At 33.3% G+C, this 25,473-nt stretch carries 25 protein-coding genes; 16 read left to right on the forward strand and 9 right to left on the reverse strand.

All coding sequences use genetic code 11. From position 1 onward, the window contains the following. Positions 1–11: 11 nt before the first annotated feature. Positions 12–572, forward strand: coding sequence for a class I SAM-dependent methyltransferase (locus ACEWK1_RS01925; protein ID WP_416635472.1), 561 nt, complete (start codon positions 12–14; stop codon positions 570–572). 211 nt (positions 573–783) lie between these two features. Continuing rightward, positions 784–1,356: a hypothetical protein gene (locus tag ACEWK1_RS01930; protein ID WP_416635474.1), complete on the forward strand. Its 573-nt coding sequence runs from the start codon at positions 784–786 to the stop codon at positions 1,354–1,356. Positions 1,357–1,479: 123 nt separating this feature from the next. On the opposite strand, the gene ACEWK1_RS01935 is transcribed toward ACEWK1_RS01930, so the two are convergent. The 3 genes from ACEWK1_RS01935 to ACEWK1_RS01945 form a co-directional block, all read right to left on the reverse strand. Continuing rightward, a complete protein-coding gene (locus ACEWK1_RS01935) occupies positions 1,480–2,871 on the reverse strand; it encodes an MFS transporter (protein WP_416635476.1) in 1,392 nt (463 codons plus the stop codon). 75 nt (positions 2,872–2,946) lie between these two features. Then, a complete protein-coding gene (locus ACEWK1_RS01940; protein WP_416635478.1) occupies positions 2,947–3,969 on the reverse strand; it encodes a quercetin 2,3-dioxygenase in 1,023 nt (340 codons plus the stop codon). Positions 3,970–4,050: 81 nt separating this feature from the next. Then, positions 4,051–4,623, reverse strand: a complete 573-nt coding sequence (locus tag ACEWK1_RS01945) for a TetR/AcrR family transcriptional regulator (RefSeq protein ID WP_416635480.1) — start codon at positions 4,621–4,623, stop codon at positions 4,051–4,053. A gap of 391 nt (positions 4,624–5,014) precedes the next feature. Between ACEWK1_RS01945 and ACEWK1_RS01950 the strand changes: the two genes are divergently transcribed. Both ACEWK1_RS01950 and ACEWK1_RS01955 read left to right on the forward strand, forming a co-directional pair. Beyond that, complete coding sequence (locus ACEWK1_RS01950) at positions 5,015–5,623, forward strand: YdcF family protein (RefSeq protein ID WP_416635482.1); 609 nt, start codon at positions 5,015–5,017, stop codon at positions 5,621–5,623. A gap of 177 nt (positions 5,624–5,800) precedes the next feature. After that, positions 5,801–6,067 carry a DUF4190 domain-containing protein gene (locus ACEWK1_RS01955; RefSeq protein WP_121662094.1) on the forward strand — a complete coding sequence of 89 codons (267 nt, stop codon included), beginning with the start codon at positions 5,801–5,803 and terminating at the stop codon, positions 6,065–6,067. Positions 6,068–6,504: 437 nt separating this feature from the next. Here the strand turns inward: ACEWK1_RS01955 and ACEWK1_RS01960 are convergent, their stop codons facing one another. Together ACEWK1_RS01960 and ACEWK1_RS01965 are read right to left on the reverse strand one after the other, a co-directional pair. Further along, positions 6,505–6,810, reverse strand: a complete 306-nt coding sequence (locus tag ACEWK1_RS01960; protein WP_212138293.1) for a hypothetical protein — start codon at positions 6,808–6,810, stop codon at positions 6,505–6,507. Positions 6,811–7,962: 1,152 nt separating this feature from the next. Then, positions 7,963–8,133, reverse strand: a complete 171-nt coding sequence (locus ACEWK1_RS01965; protein WP_212138292.1) for a hypothetical protein — start codon at positions 8,131–8,133, stop codon at positions 7,963–7,965. A gap of 271 nt (positions 8,134–8,404) precedes the next feature. Between ACEWK1_RS01965 and ACEWK1_RS01970 the strand changes: the two genes are divergently transcribed. From ACEWK1_RS01970 to ACEWK1_RS01995, 6 genes are all read left to right on the forward strand, one after another. Next, positions 8,405–8,725 carry a hypothetical protein gene (locus ACEWK1_RS01970; protein ID WP_416635485.1) on the forward strand — a complete coding sequence of 107 codons (321 nt, stop codon included), beginning with the start codon at positions 8,405–8,407 and terminating at the stop codon, positions 8,723–8,725. Next, entirely contained in the window at positions 8,725–9,219 is a 495-nt protein-coding gene (locus tag ACEWK1_RS01975) for a hypothetical protein (RefSeq protein ID WP_121662089.1), read from the forward strand. The genes ACEWK1_RS01970 and ACEWK1_RS01975 overlap by 1 nt, the downstream gene beginning before the upstream one ends. A gap of 332 nt (positions 9,220–9,551) precedes the next feature. After that, entirely contained in the window at positions 9,552–10,073 is a 522-nt protein-coding gene (locus ACEWK1_RS01980) for a GrpB family protein (RefSeq protein ID WP_212138290.1), read from the forward strand. 73 nt (positions 10,074–10,146) lie between these two features. Beyond that, positions 10,147–10,548 (forward strand): hypothetical protein, encoded by a 402-nt coding sequence (locus ACEWK1_RS01985; RefSeq protein ID WP_212138289.1) that lies wholly within the window; start codon positions 10,147–10,149, stop codon positions 10,546–10,548. A 223-nt stretch (positions 10,549–10,771) separates the two neighbouring features. Then, positions 10,772–10,972 carry a hypothetical protein gene (locus ACEWK1_RS01990; RefSeq protein WP_121662086.1) on the forward strand — a complete coding sequence of 67 codons (201 nt, stop codon included), beginning with the start codon at positions 10,772–10,774 and terminating at the stop codon, positions 10,970–10,972. 331 nt (positions 10,973–11,303) lie between these two features. Continuing rightward, a complete protein-coding gene (locus tag ACEWK1_RS01995; protein WP_416635488.1) occupies positions 11,304–11,714 on the forward strand; it encodes a hypothetical protein in 411 nt (136 codons plus the stop codon). Between the two features lie 268 nt (positions 11,715–11,982). On the opposite strand, the gene ACEWK1_RS02000 is transcribed toward ACEWK1_RS01995, so the two are convergent. Beyond that, positions 11,983–13,368 (reverse strand): MFS transporter, encoded by a 1,386-nt coding sequence (locus ACEWK1_RS02000; protein WP_121662085.1) that lies wholly within the window; start codon positions 13,366–13,368, stop codon positions 11,983–11,985. A gap of 300 nt (positions 13,369–13,668) precedes the next feature. Here ACEWK1_RS02000 and ACEWK1_RS02005 point away from each other — a divergent pair, with 300 nt between their 5' ends. Next, positions 13,669–16,545 (forward strand): family 78 glycoside hydrolase catalytic domain, encoded by a 2,877-nt coding sequence (locus tag ACEWK1_RS02005; RefSeq protein WP_416635491.1) that lies wholly within the window; start codon positions 13,669–13,671, stop codon positions 16,543–16,545. 702 nt (positions 16,546–17,247) lie between these two features. Further along, complete coding sequence (locus tag ACEWK1_RS02010; protein ID WP_121662075.1) at positions 17,248–18,480, forward strand: diguanylate cyclase domain-containing protein; 1,233 nt, start codon at positions 17,248–17,250, stop codon at positions 18,478–18,480. A gap of 74 nt (positions 18,481–18,554) precedes the next feature. Here ACEWK1_RS02010 and ACEWK1_RS02015 read toward each other — a convergent pair whose 3' ends face one another. After that, complete coding sequence (locus tag ACEWK1_RS02015; RefSeq protein ID WP_162987360.1) at positions 18,555–19,484, reverse strand: DMT family transporter; 930 nt, start codon at positions 19,482–19,484, stop codon at positions 18,555–18,557. 206 nt (positions 19,485–19,690) lie between these two features. Between ACEWK1_RS02015 and ACEWK1_RS02020 the strand changes: the two genes are divergently transcribed. Further along, positions 19,691–20,671: an LLM class flavin-dependent oxidoreductase gene (locus ACEWK1_RS02020; protein ID WP_416635494.1), complete on the forward strand. Its 981-nt coding sequence runs from the start codon at positions 19,691–19,693 to the stop codon at positions 20,669–20,671. Between the two features lie 85 nt (positions 20,672–20,756). Here ACEWK1_RS02020 and ACEWK1_RS02025 read toward each other — a convergent pair whose 3' ends face one another. Continuing rightward, positions 20,757–22,196 (reverse strand): L,D-transpeptidase, encoded by a 1,440-nt coding sequence (locus ACEWK1_RS02025; RefSeq protein WP_373995097.1) that lies wholly within the window; start codon positions 22,194–22,196, stop codon positions 20,757–20,759. A 403-nt stretch (positions 22,197–22,599) separates the two neighbouring features. Here ACEWK1_RS02025 and ACEWK1_RS02030 point away from each other — a divergent pair, with 403 nt between their 5' ends. Continuing rightward, a complete protein-coding gene (locus ACEWK1_RS02030; RefSeq protein ID WP_416635496.1) occupies positions 22,600–23,880 on the forward strand; it encodes a replicative DNA helicase in 1,281 nt (426 codons plus the stop codon). Between the two features lie 210 nt (positions 23,881–24,090). Beyond that, a complete protein-coding gene (locus tag ACEWK1_RS02035) occupies positions 24,091–24,249 on the forward strand; it encodes a hypothetical protein (protein ID WP_212138275.1) in 159 nt (52 codons plus the stop codon). Positions 24,250–24,473: 224 nt separating this feature from the next. On the opposite strand, the gene ACEWK1_RS02040 is transcribed toward ACEWK1_RS02035, so the two are convergent. Further along, complete coding sequence (locus ACEWK1_RS02040) at positions 24,474–24,962, reverse strand: GNAT family N-acetyltransferase (RefSeq protein ID WP_212138274.1); 489 nt, start codon at positions 24,960–24,962, stop codon at positions 24,474–24,476. A 270-nt stretch (positions 24,963–25,232) separates the two neighbouring features. Here ACEWK1_RS02040 and ACEWK1_RS02045 point away from each other — a divergent pair, with 270 nt between their 5' ends. Next, positions 25,233–25,424: a hypothetical protein gene (locus ACEWK1_RS02045; protein ID WP_212138273.1), complete on the forward strand. Its 192-nt coding sequence runs from the start codon at positions 25,233–25,235 to the stop codon at positions 25,422–25,424. The last annotated feature ends 49 nt before the right edge of the window (positions 25,425–25,473 follow it).

Raw genomic sequence — 25,473 nt, forward strand, 5'->3', positions numbered from 1 at the left:
GGATAGAATCCATGGTGTTACAAGAAAAAGAGATAAAAGTTGTTCTTGGAGCGGGTGAATATAATAATAATCCAGGATGGATACATACTCAGGAAGATCAACTAAATTTATTGGATCATTCCACGTGGGAAAATAGCTACAATGAAAATTCTTTATCAGCGATTCTTGCGGAACATGTTTGGGAACACCTTACTTATGAAGAAGGAATTGCTGCAGCAAAGCTTTGCTATATGTATCTTAAAACAAATGGATATATTCGTTGTGCAGTTCCAGATGGATTTTTTCGTGATGATGAGTATCAAAATATAATTAAAATAGGTGGTCCTGGTCCAAAAAACCACCCAGCTGCTAGTCATAAAATCGTTCATAATTATAAAACTTTATCTAGAATGTTTGAATCAGCGGGATTTGAGGTTAACATTCTTGAATATTGTGATATTAATGGTATTTTTCATTGTAAAGATTGGGATGGATCTCAAGGAGTCATTTTTCGTTCTAAAAAATATGATCCACGAAATCAAGGAGAAAGAATGGTTTTCCCATCTTTAATAGTCGATGCGATAAAGAGGTAAAAATAAACAATCATCAACAATCAAAGCACTATCTTGAATAAAGGTAAGTGCTTTGATTGTTGATGACCCAACTTGCCAAAATCCAATTTCAATGAATTGAAGGTTCTGTAAGAGTACACTTCAACAATCGAAAGTTGAATCCAAAGGGTGTAACAATATTTGGATAATTATGTTAAAATTTCGAATAGGGCATTTTATAGGAGATATAAAGATGACACATAACAAATGGAAGTTTGGTTGCTTTTCTATTTTATTTGGATATTTTTATGGGCTACTTTATCTAGGTTACATCCTTTTTATTAGTTTTGCACATTCTTCGTATAGTTATATAAGTGTTCCTGCTATTCTCATACCATTTATTCTATTTCTCTTAACTATATTCATTATAAGGAAACGAGTCGATATAAAAAATGATAGGAAAGCAAAGCAGAACCTCAACTTTATAATAATTATGGGTACTATTCCTTTTATCGTCTGTACGGTGATGTTAGGGATAAATGAATATAAAACGAACTTCACAACAAAAAAATGGGTTGGAAGTATGTCAGAAAGAGTGTACATAGTTGATGACTTACTAAGCACGTATAATTTAAAAGGAATGACTAAAAGTGAAGTTATAACATTGTTAGGTCCGCCAACTGACACAGAATATTTTAAAAATGAGAAAAATATTGTGTATTATCTTGGAGATGAAAGAGGGATTATTTCTATTGATAGTGAATGGTTAGTCATTGATTTTGATAAGCATGAAAAAGTAACGGATTATGTTGTGCGTACAGATTAGGAGGTTATGTTTTGGGTCAATAAGAATCATCAAAGGAGTTGTCTTTGAGGCAACTCCTTTTGGCAAAGGGTATATTATCATTCGATATCAAACTCTAGCTTATTAGAATATATATGATCCAGTTTATATTTTTCGATATACCTTTTTTTCTACTTTGTTTAAGAAGATACTAGAAAAGGTAATCATATATATAATAGAAATTAAAATAACAATCATTCCTAGGACTGCGAAGATGTTACTATAAATTAAACCCTTTGAATTGATTAAAAGAGGATTTAACTGAATAGTATCTGTTTCTTTTTCAACTGCTACACTAATCAAAGTAGTAGCAATGGAACCCGCAATAAAATTTGTCATCATAAAAATTCCCATCCCAATGCCAGATTGATCTTTAGACAGGGTACTAGATACAGTATTCGCAAGACCTATTTGTATGAAAGTTTGGCCTGTACAAGCAAATACTAGGACAAGCATTATAAAATAGGTTGATAGCCCAGAAAGTGTGGAAAGAAAGCAGTATCCGATGAAAAAACATGATAATGCTGTGTATATTAAGTATGTATTGCCTTTATAGTCAGCTAATTGTCCGCCCTTCTTTCCTAATAATGCTGCTGTAAGCGCTCCGGGGAACATAATTAATCCACTCATAAATGGAGAAATTCCGTTAACATTTTGTAAAAGTAGAGGTGTTAAATAAGGAATTCCAAAGCCTATACCAGTACTTAATGCTGATATTAATATTGCTATTGAGTACTCCTTGTTTTTAAATACTGAGGTTTGGATAAATGGTTGTTCTGCTTTTCGTATTCTCCAAATAAACAGAACTAAAAATATTATACCAGTGGCTGCGAACAATACTGTTTTTTGTGTAATAGTTAGAAGAAGTAGTGAGAGTGTACCAGCAAGTAAAAAAGCTCCAAGCATATCGGTTTTTACATGTGGTTTTTGTATTTCGTCTTTTAGATATTTTCTAAATAAGGGCAAAGTGATTAATGATAAAAGTGAAATAACAAATAAATACCGCCAGTTGATAAAGCTTGTTACAAGCCCTGCTACTATAGGCCCGATTGCAGTTCCTAAAGCTGTACCAGCTGATACAATTCCTAAGGCACGCCCCCTTGTTTCGGGAGTGAAGTACCTTGATGGAATGATCAGGGATGTAGCTGGCATCACAGAAGCACCGGCTGCTTGCAATATTCTGCCGAAAACGGTGATTTCAAAATTGACTGCAGTAAACCCAATGATTGAGCCAATCGCAAAAAGACTTAGTCCAAACGTTAGCAAATTCTTCAACTTAAATTTGTCAGAAAGCTTGCCGTACATAACTGTTCCAATTGCATAGACCACTATATATCCTGTTATAATCCATCCTGCTTCAGAAGGCTGTAAGTTAAAATCTCTCGTTATCGTAGGGACTGCCATATTAAACATAGTAGAATTCATAACTGAGATAACTAATGTAAAAGAAAGCAAGAAAATGAGCTTCTCGCTATCTGAACCTTTAAGTCTAATCATATGTACCTCCATTTATTTGGCTATGGAAGGGAGGGGTGAAATCACATTTTCCCTTCCAGTAATTCGTATCTTTAGTTAAATTGACAGATCCTTAGCGATCTTTAAATCTAGCATGTCAATATTTTGTAATACTCGATCAAATCTCAAGGGTTTAGGTTCACTAGGGAATATATGATGCTCATAAGGGTCACCTAAAATTCGGAAAAAAGGTTCAAATAATCCAGAAGCTAATAACCCAATCACTTTCGTATAATGAGAATCTAATCTATAAGAGTGGGTAGTAAAAGCAGGTACATGTAGGAAATCACCTGGATTCATTCTTATTTCCTCTCCATTTGCCCACATAGTCATCTGACCTTCAAGACAGAAAAATGTCTCAGTATGATGCTCGTGATAATGATCTACAATTCTTTCACCCATAGGACCCTCAGAGGAAACTAAAATAAATTGTCCATCAGTATTCTTTTGAGTTGCAATAATCCTATGTAGCTGATCACCAGTCAATAGGCGATCTCCTTCTCCGTTTTCTAAAACATATGGAGCCAACTTACTAGGAACTACATTATTCTCCACAAGCTTTGCATTTCCACCATGTTTCATCTCAAAGAAAAATTCAATATCAGTCATTATCGTAGCGTCTTGAAATTTTTCATTTGGAATTTCACTTTTTACATGTGGTGGATATTCAACCTTGTCATATGGTTCACCAATAATCGAGTAAATATTGGCAAGATTACCTTTTGTAGTATAGGAGACAAACTTTGTTCTATGACTCTTCATGCAATAACTATGTATTGTATTAGGCGGAATATGAGCATAGTCACCAGGCAATAGGAGATGCATTTCATCATCAATTGAAAGTTCAAGTTTCCCTTCTAGTACTAATATACCTTCAAAAGTTTTATTGTGTTTGTGGAAAGGGAACGTATCTCCTTTTCCTCCAGAAAGTAAGACCATCTCAAAAATGTGATCTGTACTTAGAGCATCTGCCATCACAGTAGCAACTTGTCTTCCAAACAAATATCTTTTACCTTCTCCATTTTTTAACAAGTAAGCAACTTTTTTTTTTGGTATTCCTTGAAATAATTGTGTAGTCATTATTGTTTCTCCTCTCGTTAACTAAAATAGACCGGTCTGTCTAATTGTAGGGTAAAGAGGGAGAACATTCTACAGGACATTCTACCCCTTTTTTGAGAAAAGTAATGGGATTGCTTCTGCTATTGCTATAAGTGGGCGAGGGTCCTTGTTTGTAATGGATTGCATAATACCGCCCCCAGTTAAAGAATTAAAAAGAATCCCAGCTTTCTCAGCTAACTCCTGCTTATAACCCGCTTCTTTAAACTTATTCACAATCAATTGCTCCCAGTTATGAAATGCGTTCATACATGCTAGTCTTAAAGGCTCATTTATTAAAGCTGTTTCACATGCAAGTAAACCGATAGGAATGCCTTTAATGTCCTCAGGTTTCCTAAACTGGTTTGCAGTATCAATAATAAAAGATTGCATAGCCGCTATTGGATCTGACTCATTTTCAAAAAAAGATATAATTTTTTCCTCAATATACAAACTAGTATATTTTACAGCTTCAATGGCCAATTCTTCCTTCCCGTTAGGAAAATGATGATAAAGTGAACCTTTTGGTAAGCCACTTTCTTTTATAATTTGGTTTAAACCTGTTGCATGATACCCTTGTAATTGAAAAAGCCTTGAGGCAATTTCAAGGATTTTTTCTTTAGAATCTTTTTTTATCATATATAGGAATGCCTCCTAAGTTTTTTATTAAATTATAAAAAATATAGTTAAAAAATATAGGTAGTATGGAACTGTACACTTCTACTTAACTATACCATTTTAAATTGTATAGTAGCTATTAAATGGTGTAGTCAGTTTCACACGCATTAGGGTATGGGGAAAAGCAATCTTTTTTTAGTAAAATCCAAAGAAGAATAGGATATATATGGTAAAATATAATTGTGAGAAATTTTGAGATAAAGTAGACACGGAAGGATGACTATGGAATTTTTTATTATTTTTTGACATGAATCTTCGTTACTACTATTCATGAACTTGGTTATGCTCTGATAACTATTCTATTATTTAATTTACATTGTGCCTTTTAGGGTAACTAGATAGGATGTGTTGAATGGGAATTAAGAAATTACGTCTAATTTGTTTGCTAATCGTATTATTTATTTCTATATTGATTGCCTATTCAGCGTATACCATATGGTCTTTTAGTCAGGAGGATCAATTGGTTCATTCTGATGCAGCTATTGTACTGGGTGCAGCTGTGTGGGGAGATCAACCTTCACCAGTATTCAGAGAGAGAATAAATCATTCTATTTCGCTTTATAAGAATGGATACGTTAAAAAAGTTATATTTACTGGTGGTAAAGGAAGTGAAAATGATTATACTGAAGCAGAAGTTGCTAAAGATTATGCAATTGAAAATGGTATAGAAGAAAAGGATATTTTAATAGAAACAAGATCGAGAATTACCGAAGAAAATCTTATATATGCCTATGATATTGCGTTATTTAACAAACTGAAAACATTTACTATTGTAAGTGACCCATTACATATGAAACGTGCTATCTTTATAGCAAAAGATATTGGTATGCAAGCATATTCCTCACCTACCCCAAGTACGCAATATAAGTCCTTTAAAAGCCAAGCCCCTTTTTTATTTAGAGAGGTATTTCTTTATATTGGATATATATGTAGTTCACCATTTAGAAATAGTCATATTTGAGCATGTTCAAAGCACAAATGTGTAATGTGTTTTAGTGTAACAGGCAAAATTGCTGATCAAAGCAATCTGTTAATTTGGATATATATGTTAAAGTATAATAAGTATTATAAAAGATAACCACTAAAATCAACTTGGTAGAAGAGTTTATGTTATAGGGGAATTGGGGTGTAAATTCTGATGGATAGAAAAACTAAAACAAGTAGTCATTCTGTAATTTCCTTATCCATAGGTATTCTTTCCATACTTTTACCATTTCTTGGCTTAGTGTTGGGGGTTATCGGGATTGTTATAGCAAGAAAGGCTCTAAAAGAAATAGAAAAAACAGGTTACATCGGAGGAGGATTAGCAACTTCGGGTTTGATTTGTAGTTCAGTTGGATTTATTATTCAATTGTTTGGCGTGTTAGGGATTATTTCTTTTTATTCTGTATCTAACGTAGGTTAAAAACATTAGGATATTAGAAAAACTTATTTGGAAATGTACATAGACCTTAAACGGTCAAGATAAAATGCAAAATGAAGTGGAGGTTAATGATGAAAGAAACTTCAAATTTAAATAGGTTTGATTTTATGTTAGGTGCTATTAACAATCTTACAGAAGAGGATGCTGAAAATAACTTATGGTTTTGTTAATACAGCTATTACGGGAGAAGGTGGGAATGAAGTTAAATTAGAGATTTTAAATAAGCTATCAGGTATTTATAAGCATATTCCTGAATTAAACGATTTACGTAATAATAACAATAGCTGATTAGTATATGATATTTGAATAAGTAGTTTCTTAAATAAAGGGGTTGCTTTACCTAAATCACGATCACAGATAACAAAAGAGTGTATGTTCAGTGAAAGAATATAACAGTCTACTTTTGAATTAAGTGTATATTAGAACTTAATCGTTTTTTTAGGTGTTTTGTTTGGAATATCTATCAGTCTTGCAACTTTTTTACCTTTATTAAACCTTACTTTGTTAAGCCAATACACAAAAGCATCTGCATTGAAACAAACTCCATAAAACTCATTTCCCTCTTCGTCTATATAAGCTAATTCCCAATAAGGATGATTGCATTCTCTGTTATATAGCCATTTATCAAAATCACTTTGTAATTTTCGGAGGTTTTTCCCTATTTTTGAAGGGCAAGTCATATACTCTGTATCGGTTTCATAATTAAATTCAATTTTAACAATCATTCCTTTCACCCTTTCACTTTTCGGAGTCTTTGTACTTTGTCTAATCAAATTTATACTGTTGAGTGAAACTACCTGTTCAAGATTTTTGGAGGTTGCTTTTAATAGGGTATATGCAAAAAATGACACATGGATAATTATGTTAAAAAAAGGATGAATTTGTGAAGAAATACAATTAAACTTCCGGGCGAAGTAAATAAGTTGAAATTAGAGTTATTAAACTAATTATAAACATACGAGGGGACTGATTACCAATATGTTTGTAAAGAGCATTAGCTTTCCTTTAGTACATTTTGTAATCTTGACTACTTGGCAATTAATAGTGAATAAAGAGATTAAGTGGATAGACAATATAGGTATTTGTTTTATCATGTTCTTGATTTTTTTGTTTTATTATTGGGCGAAGGAACCATACGAATATAAGAAGGAAAATAAAAAATAATACGATCTTACAAAAGTTGCTATGTACTGAAGAATTGCGTGGACAGATAGTAACAGCAATACTTAACAATGGGAGAGAAATAAATGATTATTGCATCTCTATATAGGCTGGTTTTTAATGCCTATATTGTGCATCATATTTTGTTTGAATTTAGTAACGATAATGAAAAAGGTTCAGAATGAAGAAAAAACTGCGGTTAATACATTTTGGCTTACGATTTCTTTTACACTTATTATGTGGTGCATAGCCGTAATAGCATCGGCAAGTGTTTATTAAGTTAATGGTTATAATTGTGAGGTAACAGTTTTATTCATGATGGTTTTTTAAAAGTGTATTTTTTGAGGGGGGATTGATACCCTCAAGAATTCATATCTTTGAATGCAGGATGTTCTTTTAAAAAGCTTTCTAGGGGGGATATTCTGAAAACTAGAAAAGGTCGTCTCATTTGGCTGAGTTTATATTTCTTAATCTTCCTCATATTAACTTGCCTTTATTATTTATCTAATGATTTTTTTACATTAAAACAAAATTCCCAGATGAGTAATTTAATACAATATGTATTTTTAACATTCGTAATCGTTTTGTTGGCGGAGTGGTTCGGTACTTTTGATAAGAATAGCCCAAGGTATAAGATCTGCATTTTTGGAGGAATATCAGTTCTATGGTTCATATTTTTGTACGTATTTTTTGGTGGTTTTTTAAACATTTTTTGGCTAAGTTAGTTTACATCCTGAGTAATCTGAAACAGAAAAGTTCATTCTTTTCCATGCGACAATATCAGCAGTTAACTCTTTAACTTGATCCCACGTTCCTGCACTTTGGCAGCAGTACTGCATCAGACACCCAACCGAATAAAACAACTTCCTTTTTTTACGGTATTTCATCAAGTTGCTCATTTATATTTATCTGATTTATAGATTAAGTATCGTTTTGTGTCAATAATATACAAGTAAATAGGAGAATCTAAATATTGTTGCTAATTACTTAAGCTAAAGGGTGATATTTATGGTTTTTGCTATCTATTTTTTTGTATCTTGGATTATAACGTTCATTTTCGTGCTCATGCCAAAAAACCTTTCGTTTATGCAAAATTCTTTTGTTTTTCTCCTTACTTTAATAATCAGTATGAATTGGTCTTGGATTATATATGAGGAATTGAAACTAATTAAGCTGTCAACTAACCCAATGGACTATACATCATTTCTAATTAATAGAAGCATAGCTGTTCCATTAATTGTTGTTATCACGATGAATTTGCTTAAGAAATCAAAATCTTTCAATCGATTTATACTCGTCTTATTTTCATCCACTTCATTTTTATCACTACTAGCTTTGGGCGGGATTTATTTTCATGTGACTAAATATATGAATTGGAATTTTGCATTTGATTTCATTTACTTTTTCTTATTAAACATTGTTGCTTATCTATATTTAATAGGCGTAAACGTAATGGAAAATAAAGAGGGGACAAGTTAATGATGCTTTGGGAAAGCTTTGATAAGAATGAAGTCTCTTTACTTTTATTTAATTTACTTGCCTATCTAATTATTTTTTTATTACCTAAGAAATTCACACCAAGGGCAACCTTATTAAGTCTATTCTGGGGTGTTACGATCGGTATGCTGTTCGATTTTACCATTGGTGGGGGCTTGCTTGACTTTTATAGAGTAAGTGATTCAAACAGATACGAAGTATTTGATCTTGTTTATTTCCTACTTTATGCTCCATTTGGCTATTTGTTTTTTTACTTTTATGAAGGTTTAAACATAAATAAGAAAACCGTAGTCATCTACATACTAGGATGGGCACTAATTGGGGTCTTCTTCCAATGGATTTTTGTGAAAATGGAGATTATAACATTTCAAAAAGGATATAAACTTTCATATTCGTTTCCGGTATTTTTAGTTACACAGACAATCTCTGGGATCTATTATGAAAAATTGAGGAAAAATGAAAAAATATTGCGTTGATTTTTAGCTTCAGGTATCTAATGGATCCGCACGAAATTCTAAATTTATTTGTAGCAAGTGCTGTAATTAAAAAAAATTTCCATATTTAATGATCATTTGTGAACAAAGAGCTGATACGATTTCTTGAGAATAGGACAAAACCTACACATAACAACTGAATAAATGACAATAAAAATGTTAAAGTAGCACCATAACGCAAATGTGTCATAGCATTTGCATTTTTTTTCGTTGTTAAAGTTAGATTGAAGAAGGTCCGTTCATTCTGTAAAATAGTATTGTAAAAAACAGGGAACAATTCAATATCCTAGGTCTGATTTAAAGGTGAAACCAAAATGGATAAAAAAATAATAATTGAAGATTACACTATTAATTGGTCTAAGCAGTTTGAAGATGAAAAAGTTAGACTACATGAAATATTAGATCACAATGTAAAGTCTATTGAACATATAGGAAGTACGTCTGTTGTAGGATTAGGTGCTAAGCCTATTTTAGATATAGCTATAGGAGTATATGATTTAGAAATAATTAAAACTTACGTTGTACCATTACAACAAGTAGGATATGAATTTGTGAATCATACAGATTTTCCAGAAAGACGCTTTTTCAGAAAGGGACAGTGGAGAGCTGGTACACATCACTTGCATTTTTATCAGTTTGAGGGGGAACATTGGAACAATCAAATTCTGTTTAGAAACTATTTGAGAAATAATCATGATGTATTAAAACAATATCATCAATTAAAGCTTGATTTGGCAGCGCAATATCCATTTGATAGAGTTTCTTATACAAAAGGTAAGACAGATTTTGTTCAAGGAGTACTTCGTGAGGCCAAAGCAAAAGGGTTCTTTTGCTAACGAAGCAGGAAAGCTTATGATTTGCTACAAATAAAAGAATGTTAATTTACTAAGAAGTGAGTGAGGTATATAAATGATAAAGAAACCAAAGGTCATGATTCTTATCATTCTGTTTTCTACTAGCCTAGTTTTAAATCTCTATTTAGGAATTAATAGCTATATTAAAAGCACCTATGCCCCTAATTTAGATGACCAACAGATTTTGGGAGAAATGACACAAATGGTATTAGAAAATGAGCAATACAAAGAAATTGCCTCAAAAGAGAACGTTTATGCGATAAAACAAGGGGTTAGTAGATTCAATGTGGCTGACCCAGCGTCTATTTTTCACTATGAAATTAATGTTCAAACCGAAAAAGAATCCTATATATTTACATGTATTGATGAGAATTGTACAGATGTCTCAAATGAGGGTTGGACGTATTCAAGATATAGTGAGCATGAGCCCATACTTCCTATAAATAAAGAAAATTAATTATATGCTTACATTCCTTTACGATTTTCCATAATTGAAAGCGCAAGATTTTAATATTAGCCAAAAATGATAGCAATATTCAACAAACCAAGCGCCATTCTTGAAAAAAATAGCTTATTCCGAAAATCTATTGTGTAAAATGGTGATTTTTGGAATAATTAGTTTTGTATAGTTGATCATTTCTAATTAAAAACTGCAACTAAAATGAGTGGTGGGTGTTTGAATGGACAAAATTACTGGCACAGGTAATTGGATTGAGATCCTTTCTCTAATACTGATTGTACTTAGTTTCTATTTCAGCTTATCCTTTTTCTATTACTTAAAGTTAGGGGATGAACGAGCTATTAAACAGACGAAATTGGCTGCAGTCATTTGCCTAGCTTTGAGTTTATTTATTCCTGCAATAGTTAACGGATATAAATAATAAGAAGATGAAATAAAGGCATTGTTTTGCGGTACTATGGGGTAGTAAAAATGTTATCTGAGGTGAAATAAATGATTTTCTTTATCACAATAATTCTAATAGTATTTCTTTTCGATTTTACGAAAATGAGAAATCAAAACGATACATTAATCGAGCAAAACAAAAAGATCATTTCGTTATTAGAAGAAATTAAAAATAAGTAATATGATAAGTTGTTTTGCACTAATAAACAGTTTCAGGCAAATAGCGCAATAGATAAAGAAAGGATCGTTATGGCGATGCTTTTTCTTACAAAAAAACATTATATTGTACGGGATGGATATGGATTATTATGGTAAAATCATTAGGGGAAGGGGAGGATATTTTGAAAAGATTTATATATATCATCGTCTTAGTTTGCATTTTAGCTGCATGCGGGTCAGATCCCGTTACTTTATCTGATCTTTACCAAAAAGATATTGAAGATGTAACCAAAATAGAAATTATTGATGGAAGTACTGGAGATAAAAAAGTTGTTAATGATAAACAAATTATAGATGCCCTTTTATATAAAATACAAGAAATAAACTTCATTCCAGATGAAAATCAAGAGAGTAGGACTGGTTATTTATTTAATGTTTCTCTCTTTCAAGAAGATGATACTTTTACCTTTTCGCCTAATCAGATTAATGATAATTATTACACTACTGAGCCAAATATCGAACCTATTCTGCAAGAGTTCTATGAAAATCTTAATGAATAGTAAGAATATACTTCTTTAAACTAAAGCAACTTTATTGAACAATGAAAGGTGCGCATTTCAATGTTTTTAGACCAACTCTTGGCAAAAAAGTGAAGCAAAGATTGTGTGGAATGCACGATTTTAAATTGATGCAAAAAAAGCCCTAAAACCTTTGGTTTCTACCTTAGGTTATAAGGGCTATTCTTATGAAATTGAGTATATTAATTTACTTTTATAACAATCTAATTTAAATTATACGATAGCGTTTTCAAAGAAATGAGCAAAACGATTACTCATTTGAATCATTTTTCATTTTTGCTATTTCTAGACGATATTTTTCAAGAGGATAATACTTCATACAAACCACAATAATTAAGCAAATGATAGCAGGGATCCCAAAGCGAACGAAATTTAATGTGAACATTGTTGAATCAGGCTGCTGTCCAATAGCTCCTGGAATGTATCCTGATACCGCAAGCAAAGCTAAAATTCCTGAGTTTGTAATAGTACTTCCACATTTTTGGGCAAAGCCTTTAAGGGAAGCGATTGAACCGTTTAATGACGTTTTTTCTTTTAAATAAATAAAGTCAATTGTATCATTTACTAAAATATTCACCAATGCATTTGACATGGCACCAATAGCTGTAGCGATAAATGAACATACATATAATACGATTAAGTTATCACCGAAAATGAATGCGATTGCATAAAAAACAAATGTAATCAATTGAGTCACTAACATAGCTTGATGACCCGTTTTAAAGATTTTTAAGGCAATTGGCATAACGACAACCATAGAGACGAGTGCACCAATTGAAATGATCCCCATGTAAAATGAAATCAAATCTGGTCTACCAATATAGTACATCATAAAGTACACAGAAGAAGCGAACATAAAACCATATCCTACTGATGCTAAACACCATACTAAGATTAGTGGATAAATTTCTTTATGCTTAAACAATTTCTTTAAATCTGCTGTAAATGGAATTTTTGCTGACGTTGTAATATATTTTTCTTTTGATGTAGTAAACAATCCCCAAAAACATAAGATTGTGATAATACCATAAATCAGCATTAATGGAGTATAACTTCCTCCGAATAATCCAGTAAGCTGTGGTGTAAAGGTTGATCCAATTGTAAAGGCAATAGCGGTAAATGCTGCACCTAAAGTAATGACACTGTTACGCTCTTTATCATTTTTCGTAACAGCAGGAAGAACAGCCATTTGAGGCATGGTTAAAGCTGTTGTACACATATTTACTAAAATATACAAACCACCAATATAAACAATTTTACCAGTTGTATCTAATCCAGTTGGATTTATGAAAAGGAATACACTACTAATAGTAAAAAGAATTGGAACAAATAAAAAATAAGGTCGATAACGTCCCCATCTCGAATTCGTTCGATCGGCAATCGTACCCATGATCGGGTCATTAATTGCATCCCAAAGGGTAGCAACCAACATGATCCCAGCAGCAGCTCCAGCTGATATACCGACTGTATCCGTCATGTAAACGGAGAAGTAACTAGCAATTGTGGCTAGTACCAGCATGTGGCCTCCATTAAGGGATGTAGCATGGAACCATTTAAAAGCAGTTGTTACCTCTTTTTTAGCTGGTTGATTTATTTTTACCTCAGATGTTCTAGTTACATTCGTTTCAACTGACATCATTTCACACTCCTTATCATGTTTATCTGTATAATTTTTCAACAAGCGCTTGTAAGTTGTTAATCGTATAGTAGCAAACGCTTACACAGAAAACTATAGTCAAAACAAAGATGTGTTTTGCTCTAATCGAAGATCTACACATTATACTCTAGATAATATTAATATAGGAAAATAGATAAAAATTTAGCAACTCAGGATAAATCTTTGATTCGAGCAGTACATTACTTTTATTTTACTATTAATTCCTTCTATTTGTTTTGATATGATGGAATCAAATAGAGTAAGAAAGGAACGAAAATAATGTTGAAAATCAGTCATTTAACTTGCGAATACCAACCATTTCTTTTAGGAACAGACATAACGAAACCAAGATTTTCTTGGATGATTGAATCAGATAAAAGAAACACAACACAAGCTTCCTTTCAAATTAAGGTAGCATATGATGAGCAGTTTACTAGAATTGTATGGGATTCAAATGAAGTAAATAGTGATCAGAGTACTCATATCCAATACGAAGGGGAACCTTTGACATCATTCACACGATATTTTTATAAAGTAAGAATTTCAGATAACTACGGAAGATCTACTGATTGGAGTACTACAAATTGGTTTGAAACTGCTTTTTTAAAGGATGCTAGTTGGAAAGCAAAATGGATTTCACCGAAAAATCAGGAAGTGGAGGAAGATGTCTTTGCCCTTCGAAATACGTTTTTCTTAGAACAAGACATTAGCTCAGCACGAGTTTATGTGACGTCCTTGGGACTCTATCAACTCAATATGAATGGTAATCAAATTGGAGATGCCTTATTAACGCCAGGATGGACTAGTTATCATCACCGCTTACAATACCAAACATATGATGTTACTGATCATTTAGTAAAAGGAAACAATGCCCTTGGAATTCTTTTATCTGATGGCTGGTATAAAGGTATGGGCTTTGATAAGCCATATTACTATGGAGAAAACCTATCAGCTTTACTTGAATTACATGTAGTCTATCAAGATGGTAAAAAAGAGATTTTTACAACAAACGAAGAGTGGAAGTCTGGTAAAAGTGCTTTTGTATCATCAAGCATTTACAACGGAGAAACATATGATGCAAGACTTGAGAACAACTGGAGTGAATCAGCTTTTGATGATAGCAGTTGGGAAACAGTAGAATGTCCTCTTAAACCTTCAGCTGATCTAGTAGCACAAGAAAACGAGCCTGTTCGAGTGACAGATACGATTAAGCCGATCCAATACATCGTAACTCCAAACGGGGAAAAAGTCTTAGACATGGGACAAAACATGGTTGGTAGGATGAAAATGCGTGTCACAGCACCGAAGGGAACAAAGATTACGTTAAAACATGCGGAAGTTCTTGATAAAGAGGGAAATTTCTATACAGAAAATCTTCGTACAGCGAAGCAAGAGGTTATCTATATCACAAAAGGTGACGGAGAAGAAATCTATGCACCAACTTTCACGTTCCAAGGGTTTCGTTATGTAAAAGTAGAAGGATACCCAACAGAAGACTTACCATTAGATTCATTTGAAGGACAAGTTCTTCATTCTGATATGGAAAGAACCGGTGAATTTATCACAGATAATGAATTAATAAATCAATTGCACAGCAATGTCATCTGGGGGCAAAGAGGAAATTTTGTTGATGTACCAACAGATTGTCCGCAACGAAACGAACGACTTGGATGGACGGGAGATGCGCAAGTATTTATTGGAACCGCTCTTTATAACTACCAAGGAGCATCTTTCTTTAAAAAATGGCTATTAGACTTAAAAGCAGATCAAAAACCTGACGGACAAGTACCGTTTGTCATTCCTGACATTATACCAGGAGATCAAGTAGCTTCAGGTTGGAACGATGCTGCCACGATTATTCCTTGGACTTTATATCAAGTGTATGGAGACAAGCAAATACTTGAAACGCAATATGAAAGTATGAAGGCTTGGGTGGAAAAAGTAAGAAGCCTTGCAACAAATGAAACAGTATGGGAAGCAAAAATTCAGTTCGGTGATTGGTTAGCACTTGATGGAGACCCACATTCACCAGTTGGTGCGACTCCAATTCCGTTGATTGCAACGGCATATCATGCTTATTCTACACACATTTTAGCAAAAGCAGCATCTGTTTTAGGATTTGAGAAAGATGCAGACGAGTACTTTGCTTTATATGAAAGAATTGTTGCAGATTTTCAAGCGGAATTTACAACAGTAAACGGAAAGGTGATTGGTGGTACTCAAACAAGCTATATTATCCCACTTGCATTTAACCTGTTAAAAGGCAATGCCGCACAAAAAGCAGCACACGAACTTCACCGTATGATTGTGGCGAATGATTATCACCTAACAACTGGATTTTTAGGAACGCCACATTTGTGTTCAGTATTATCGAAATATGGATATCATGAAACAGCGTTAAGATTATTGCTACAAGAGGATTATCCTTCGTGGTTATTTGAAGTGAAAAGTGGTGCAACAACAATTTGGGAACGCTGGAACAGTATGAATCCTGATGGTACGTTTAACGATTCTGGCATGACATCCTTTAATCACTATGCTTATGGGGCGGTGGCTGAGTGGATGTACAATACAATCGCAGGTATTTCTTTTGATGAAACGACACCTGGTTTTAAGAAAGTAACCATTGTACCTAAAATCAGTTCACTAGGTATGAGCGAAGTCAAAGCGAGCTATAAAACACTTTATGGAGAAGTCATGAGTGAATGGAAGCTTAAACAAGATGAGGTCACTTTGAAGGTTACCGTGCCAGTTAATACAGAGGGGGACATCATCTTACCTACTCAAGCTACGAACGTAACATTAGATGGAGTCGAAAAACAAGGTTCAACGTTTACTCTCGGATCAGGTGACTATTTCTTTACGTTTCAGTTAGCCCAAGTAGATCAAAAGATATTTACTCATGAAAGTGTCCTTGGGGAGTTAATCTACTATCCTGAAGCAAAGGCCTTATTAGAGCAAAATTTAACGAACTTTATGCACGGTGAAATGCCACCACATGTTGCTTTCCAAATGATGAAGGGAATGACATTTGGAGAATGCAAAGTAACTCCTGAGACGGGTATTACTTCTAGTCAAGTCGATGAAATTCTTGAAGATATCAACAAACTCGTAAATAACCAGCTAGAAAGTAATGCGGTTACGATAAATAGCTAAATATTGGTTATAATGAACTTCTTTTCTAATTAAGTTGCAATAGTCGAGGACGATACTTTATGAATATGAACAATAAAGTATCTCCTTTCATCGAAGTATCTAATAGTTTTTAAGCGGAGATTTTCCGGTTAGGACTGAAGAATGGATCTCGGTTGGGGGATATAAGCGGAATTTTTCCTGTTAAGCAAAGCAAAATGGTCCATTTTCATCTTTTTCGATTAAATAAAAGGAATATTTCCGTCTATTTATACTATTTTTCTTGCTTTTTCCTCATTAAGAGGAATTTCTCCGCTTATTCTTAAGTAGCTTATTTTCTGGCGATTCTTGAAGATTTGTAAATCGTATAATTGGGTGCATATCTTTGTGTGAAAATGCTTGGAGCATATATATGTCTCCAAGCATTTTTCTTTGCTAATATACTTGCCAAATTGGTTTTCAATCCTATTGCGAGTTACTATCTGAAAAGCAATGTTAATTCGTATTTTGCATTCAAAACCGTACCTGTAAGTATAAACTGTACGGTTTTTTGTCGTTTATATAGAGGGTTAAATTTAATGGTAGAGATTAGAATGATGTTATTTATAGAAATAAATTCCTTTGCTATAGATCATAACAAACAAATATAATAATAGAATATATTAACGTTTGCATAGATAGTTAATAGTGGAAGACTATGTAAAATTAAAGGTGGATCATTCAATCATGTTACAACGAAATATACTCGAACAACCTGGTGCAATTCCGCTTCTTTTTGATCATCATCCAGATGGTATATGTCTTGTTGATGTTGATGGTTCTATTTTATACGGAAATACCTCAATATCAACTATTTTTGGATATACCAAAAAAGAGTTGGAGCAAAAATCATTACAGCAGTTATTTCTTACAGCCGGTGTTAGCGATGATTATTCAGAGGAAGGCTTGAAGGACCAAGCAAAACTAGCAATTCAACATCGAAACGGTCACGTTGTATATGTAAAGGTGACAATTGTTCCGCTTATTAGTGACGAGAAGGAAATGGGAAGTTTGATTAGATTTGAAGATATATCGGAGCAAATTGGATTAAAAAATGAAATATCAGATATTCAAGAAATCTTCACATTAATATCGGAAAAGTCTCAAAACATTATATCTTCTATGTCTGCTGACGGCATATTTACATATATTTCCCCAACCGTTAAGGCATTACTTGGCTATACTCAAGAAGAGGTGATTGGAAAACCAGGAGCATCTTTTAACCCTCCAGATACTAATGATAATTTTCATAAGCATCGCAAGTCATTGGTTATAGATCAAGATACAGTTCGATTTACTGGTAGAGTCCGACATAAGAATGGTGAATATCGATGGTTTGAAACAACAGCTGAGTTTATTCGTGATCAATCTGGAAAGATCATTCAAACGATTGGGGTCGGGCGTGATATTACAGAGCGTAAAGAAGCAGAAGAGAAAATAACGTATTTAGCCAACCACGACACTGTAACAGATCTGCCAAATCGACGTTATTTTAAGGAACAAGTAGGGCAGCTACTAGAGGAAGTAAAAGACAAACATCACGCTCTAATGCTACTTGACTTGAATGGGTTTAAATACGTAAATGACACGTTTGGACATGACGTTGGAGATCAACTTCTGATTGAAGTAGCTAAAAGGATGAGAGTTGCTGTTGGAGACGAAGGCATTGTTGCTCGCTGGGGTGGAGATGAATTCACGGTTCTTCAAATGAATATAGAAACAAGAGAAGAAATAACGTCGCTAATGAACCGAATTGAGTTTGTCATTTCCGAACCAATCATCATCATGGGGCATCCAATTTCTATTATGGCAAGCATAGGTGCCGCATTTTCGAAAGAAGATGGAGAAACGGTAGAGGATCTCATAAATCATGCTGACGCTGCAATGTATCGTGCTAAATTTAAATTGGGAATGGATTAAGCTTTCTAAAATGTAAAAAAGCACTCACAAAGATTGAATTATGAATGCTTGTGAGTGTTTTTTTCTATTTTTTCCTATATTTTAAAAGTTTCCCCGGGAATCTGTTCCACTTTTCCTTTCCTAGCCTTCACTTTCATACTTGTTAAATAAACCCCCATAAACACCAAAACACCACCAACAACTTGAACAACTGAAATGCTTTTGCCAAGAATTAAACCTATGATTGCTGTAAAAACTGTGATTAAATTCAAATAAATTCCGGCCTTACTAGCATCAATATGTCTTAATGAGATATTCCAAAATATAAAAGAACAAACAGAAGGGAACATTCCCATATACAAAATTCCGATTAGTGCTTGATGACTTAGATTTAAATTAAAATCACTTCCGTTAACCGCAATCATTGGAAGCAGCATTATTAACGCAAATATAACTGAAACAGAGGTAGCAGCGATAGGGGGAATATTTTTTGTTTTTCTCCCGATTATAGAATAAATTGTCCAAACGATAATAGCAAAGATCATTAGGATATCGCCCTGATTATAGTTATTATGGAAAATTAGATGTAACTGTCCTTTGGTTAACACTAGAAGTACACCTAATAATGAAATCATTAATCCAATCATATTTTTAAGCTGAATTTTTTCTTTAAGAAATAACACTGAAAATAAGACGATAACAGCTGGATTAATAGAATTGACTAAAGCCGCATTTAGTGAAGTGGTATACTGTAAAGCTTCGTATAATAGAAAGTTATAACTTATGATTCCAAGTACAGCTAACACAAGGAGAGTTTTCCACTCCTTCCAAACACTTTTCCAATTTGGCCGCTCGATAAAATGTGCTAAAGGTACAAGGAGAAAAACAGCGATTAACCATCGGAAAAACGTCATTTGCAAAGGAGTCATTTCAGCAACTAAGTATTGACCAAATACATAATTACCTGCCCAAAATAAATTAGCTAACACAAGAAACAGTAAAACAGAATATTTCTTCAATGACATCACTCTTTCAATATTTATAAAAAAGTTGGTATATTTATTCTACTAATATATCAAAATGGAAATAAATGAGCAATTCAATCATGAAAATATTTATATTTTAAAAAAATAAAATTTTATTGTATGTAGAAAAGGCAAGATAATTGAGAACTATAAAAATGTCATATAAACTAATTACTCAACACGATTTAAGAAAAGCGGTGTAAGAAATGAAACTCAGCGTTCTCGATCAATCTGTTATTAGTGAAGGGCAAACTGCTATTAATGCTCTTCAAAATACGATTGAGCTAGCAAAAATTACAGAGGAATTAGGCTATACAAGGTTTTGGGTAGCTGAACATCATAACTCAAATGGAATGGTTGGGACCTCTCCAGAGATACTTATGTCACAAATTGCTGCAAATACAAAAAAGATACGTATCGGCTCAGGAGGTGTACTTCTTCCACAATATAGTCCATATAAAGTCGCAGAAAACTTTAAAATGTTAGAAACGTTGTTTCCAAATCGAATTGATGTTGGGATAGGGCGATCACCAGGTGGTTCAACCATAACTCGTTTAGCATTAACAGATGGGATAAGAAAAAGTATGAATGAGTTTCCAAGACAGGTTGCAGACCTTCAAGACTATTTATTCGACACTAACTCTCAACCATCTCACAATGTCAAAGCTTATCCAAGCATTCAAACATTTCCTGAAATGTGGTTATTAGGTGTAACACATCGTGGAGCCAGATTGGCAGGAGAAATGGGGACATCATTTACATTTGGCCATTTCATACATCCAACAAACGGTTTATATGCAATGGAAACCTATAAAAGGAATTTTCAGCCATCAAAAACACAATCAGGCCCTAAAACGAATGTATGTATTTTTGTTGTATGTTCTGATACACAAGAAAAAGCAGAAGAAATTGCCGTGAGTCAAGATTTATGGCTTTTAGCCGTTGAAAGAGGACTAGATACAAGAATTCCATCACCAAAACAAAAGAAGCTTTCACCAAGAGATAAAGAAAAGCTCATGGAAAATAGAAAAAGGATGATTGTAGGAACCCCTCAGAAGGTAAGAGAGGAAATACAAAGACTAAGCGATTACTATCAAACAGATGAATTTATGATTATTAACAATACTTTTCATTTTGAGGATAAAGTACGAACCTATCATTTGTTGGCTGAGGTATTACTTAAATAATTTTACACAAACATAGCCAGTATCTATGATTACTGAGAAATCAAAGATACTGGCTATTTACCGTAAAAAATTCTCATTAGTTTTTCTAATAAACAACAACCGGCTCATAAGTTTCGAGATTATTATAAACCTCTTTCATAACGTTAGGAGGGACATTCACGCACCCACCGGAGCCTGCTGTCAGATAAGCGTTGCTTGACCAGTTATTTCGCCAGCCTGCGTCGTGAAATCCTTGCCCGCTGTTTGTGAAAGGAGCCCAATAGTCAACTTCTATTGAGTAATTAGGATTACCCGCAGTGCTACCAGTTAGAGTGTATGGACTTCTTTTATAGAGAATATACCATACTCCAGGAAGAGTATCTTGCTGCGTACTATGCTTACCAGTAACCACATGTGTTGATAGAATAAGTTTTCCATCCTTATAAAGCCAAATCCGCTGTTCTTTAATCGATACTTCAGCATAAGTATCGCCAATGCCGTTGTTTGTGAGCGTGTTATAGCCATAGCCCTCATTGCTCCAACCATTTCCGATAATATTAGTTGCAGATAACGCTTTTTCTCCATTTTCGAAAGCACTTTTAACAAGGGCTGCTTCTTTTTCAACATCTAGTGCCCAACCGTAGCCTTGACCCTTAACAGAAATGACTTTCCCTGAATGGGTTTTAAAGGTGAAATGTTTACCTAATGTGGATTGAGAGTTATCGATTTCAGTTATTTTATTTGTGATATTCGCAGGATCAATGGATACGTCCAAATCTTTCGAGACTGTGGCATTTTTTATGAGCTCACTTGCTTTTAAAGAATACACCTGATCTTGTACCTTATACTCAACAGTACCCTGTAGAAGCTGCTGAAGCTTTTTTTCTTGATTTTTTACAATCTCGCTGTCTTCCTTAATCGGAAGAATAAATGAAGAGTCGAGATGAATCTCGCTGATATATTCCTGTTTATCATAATTATTTAATAGAGTAGTAACATCGTATTGAGTGCCATCTCTACTCTCTGAAATGATTATTTTTCCATCTTTCAAAATGGCTTGTGCATCTTTTGGTGCTTTTAATTGCTGATTCATTGAAATGAGTTTTTGTTCAAATTCTTCTTTAAGTGTTTCGCTACGATATTTGTCTTTGGTTTTTGGCATTAAGAAATAGTTTTTTGATTTAAATGAAGGGAAAAATGTCCACTGGCTTTTTAAATGCTTTTTGATTGCTGGTAGATCATCTTCTGTAAATTCCATCTTTGTATCTTTGCCATCGAAAATTAGTTCATTTCCAATATAAACTTCGTTAGTCAAAACGGATGATTGTAATTGCTTTAATGCCTCTTCAACGGTTAAGTGACCAACATTTACGTTATTAATCGTAATCTTGGCATTAAAATGATTTGCCTGATAGTAAGTCAATCCAATCACAATAAGTATAAAAATAATACCGATACCGCTTGTGATAAGCTTCCAATTTTTATACCACTTAACAGTGTGATAGTCGTGCCTTTGTTCAATCGTTTGTGCTGCAGTGTTCCTCATAACATTTCCCCCAATAATACCTTTACATGTAACTTTTCTAATGTTCATTTTACAAAGTTTACGATTATTTTATTAATATTAAACGATATCTACAATTTTACTAAAAAACTTTGTGTAATTTTGTCGTATTTTGCAATTTATTTATAGTTTTATCTATTTATTTTTTTAGTATAAAGTTTATTTTATTAGATTAGTTGGATTCTATATTGAGAAAATTATCCTATTTTTTCGTTATTGAATGAAAAAATTCTTAAACTTTGTGTAAGTATTTTTTTAATAGTCCATCGCATTATTGTTTTGACTAACCATAGAAAAATTTTACAATATATTTACAAAAAATATGCTACTCTGACGATTTTTTTTCGTATATAAAGTGTGAAAAAAATTAAGGAAGGAATTTATTATGAGTTTAAATTATGCTGAATTTATCGTAACGGGTTTTGAAGAGATGAGTATCGCTGAAAAAGCATTTTTAGGTAGTTTAATGAAGGCAGATTACCTGCTAAAGGATACGGTCGTTCAACCTGAACAATTAGCAAGTACTCGCCATCAAGAATTAATGCGAAGGATGGTGGAATGGAATCGTGAAGGGAAAAATATTGACTTAATTTCACTCACAACTTTACCAGACCTTGAAAACTTTGGTGGGATGTCATATCTTGCGGAATTGCTTTCCTTTGCAGATCTAGAGAGATTTGAAGGAATGGAAAAACTTATCCTCGATTCTTGGAAGGAGCGGGAAAAGAGAAACATCTTATCAGTTGCGGCTCATAATGATTGGGAGATTGCTAAGGTTATTGCTGAGTTGGATAGAATTAACCAAAGCAAAGTTGACGATCATACTTCCTTACAACAAGCACTGTTAACTATTTATGAGGCACCTTGGGAAGAACAAACTATTTTGCAAGCTGCAACAACTGGTATTAATAAGCTTGACGAGATGACAGGAGGATTTCAGGAAGGCGAAGTAACGATTATTGCTGCAAGACCATCGATGGGAAAAACGGATGTGATGCTTCATTTTGCAAAAATGTCAGGGTGGGCTGGCTATTTACCACTAATATTTTCCCTAGAAATGCCGGAAAAGCTAATTACTAAGCGATTAATTGCATCAACAGGTGGTTTTAACCGTTCAAAAATGCGCGATCCTAAAAGATTGCTAAGTGAAAATCAGAAGAATAATTGGGCGAATGTAATCGGTCATCTTAACGAAACTCATATACAAATTTTTGATGGTTCTGGACAAACTGTAGCGGAGATGAGAGCAAAAACGCGTAAAATGATGAATCAATATCCAAATAAAAAACCGATTCTTTTTATTGATTATTTAACACTCATTCAACCAGGACAAATCTACGGTGGTAATTCACATCAACAAGTAACAGAAATCTCCAAATCTCTCAAAACAATGGCAAAGGATTTTAAATGCCCTGTTATTTGCTTGGCACAGCTAAACCGATCGGTCGAATCACGAGCAGATAAACGGCCAATGATGTCAGATATTCGGGAATCAGGAAGCGTTGAACAAGACGCCGATGTGATTTTGTTCTTATATCGTGAAGCCTATTACGATAAGGAATCTCAAGACAATACTCTTGACATCATCGTCTCGAAAAATCGAAATGGCTCTGTAGGATACATCTCAGTGAATTACAACAAATATACAGGAGAGATTGTGGAGTAAAATTACTTTTTTCACTATATTTTACATAACCATATTCTTACTAAGGAAATCAAATCATACTAATAAATTTACTTTTTTGTAAAAAATAGGATATATTAGTTATAGTTTAATGGTATAATAGTTCTATAGGAGTGAGGTTTACATTAGTTCTTTTTACTCATACTCCTAAAAGCGACAAAGTATAAATACCATGAAAAGGGGTAAATAAACATGAACAAGGAGCAAGGAAAACCAACTTATTACGATGGTTCAGGTAATTCAAGTTTAACTCCAACAGTACTTTCGTCCAATACATACTTTATAAAACCGGAGTATGATAAAAAGTCTCTTATTAAATATCCTTATTTTCCTTATATGGGTAAGGGGTAAGGATGAGAAGAAGCTAATCACTAATATCGATTACAAAAACCTGATTGCGAGATTATCGTAATCAGGTTTTACTTTGTTCACTTGGAAACGTATTGAAAGTCAATAGTCCTCTTTGTATATAAGAACAGACTTAAGGGGGCTGTTTTGTCTGAAAAAATCATCCATAAGGTGAAGTTTTATCCAATACTAATAGAAATTACTTCGAAAAAATATATTTAGTCTTCTTAAATTGAAATGTCTAAATGCATGATATGTTGTTCGCCAATTGGTCCTAAGAAGGTTTTATTATGATCTACAAAACCAGTCTTTTTGTATAGATTGATTGCAGCTGTATTTTTCTTATTAACACCTAGTACTATTTCATCAACATTTTCTAAAGTCTTTTTTACAAAATGGGGTAATAATTGAAGACCTTTTTTAGCGAAGCCATTACCTTGAAAGGCATCATTAATGGAGAATGCAGTTAATAATCGAGCATTCTTATTTTTAGTATATTTCAACACTTTTTCTCCAGTTTCTAAGGCGAAATAGCCAACCGGAATATCTCCATTCAGTAATAAAACATGAATGGTTTCTTTTGACAGATTAGGATTATTGATTTTTTCTAGAGGATAACAGGTAAATTGTAGTTTGTCAGGAGGTAAGTAGAAAGCTGAAAGATACGGGTCGTATTTTTTTGTATATTTAATAAGTTGTACCAAATTAGAGTCCATGATCATTCTCCTTAATTTATATGTATATGTAAATTATAGAATAAACCCCAAAAAGAAACAAGTGTTCGGTTTTTAGATATATTTAATGAGGAGATAGAAAGCTGTAGTATGTTTACATATTCATTGTAAACTAAAAAATAAAAGTTTTACCTACAATTTGAGGAAGTTACCACATTTATTTACAAAAGTCCTTTGCTTTAAGAAAATTTGTGGCACACTAACGAGAGTAGTTACTTTATAAATAAAATATTTATTATTGGATGTGGAACTATGCAAGAACTTGATTTGAGTGGAGCTACTCCGATTGTTTTTATTATAGTGGTCATTATTGGCGGTTATGTTCTTTTTGCAATTCTTATGTCTCATTTTTCAGACAGAAAAGAGAAAGAGAAAGAAACCTTAAAAGAATTCATGGAAAATAAGGATGAAATTGTAGTGAAGAATCAAGATGAATTACCTTAGTCAACATCATTTAATGTTGACTTTTTAGTGATCATATTAGAAAAGACCT

The sequence above is a fragment of the Metabacillus sp. YM-086 genome (assembly GCF_048059995.1).
Classification (GTDB): domain Bacteria; phylum Bacillota; class Bacilli; order Bacillales; family Bacillaceae; genus Metabacillus; species Metabacillus litoralis_B.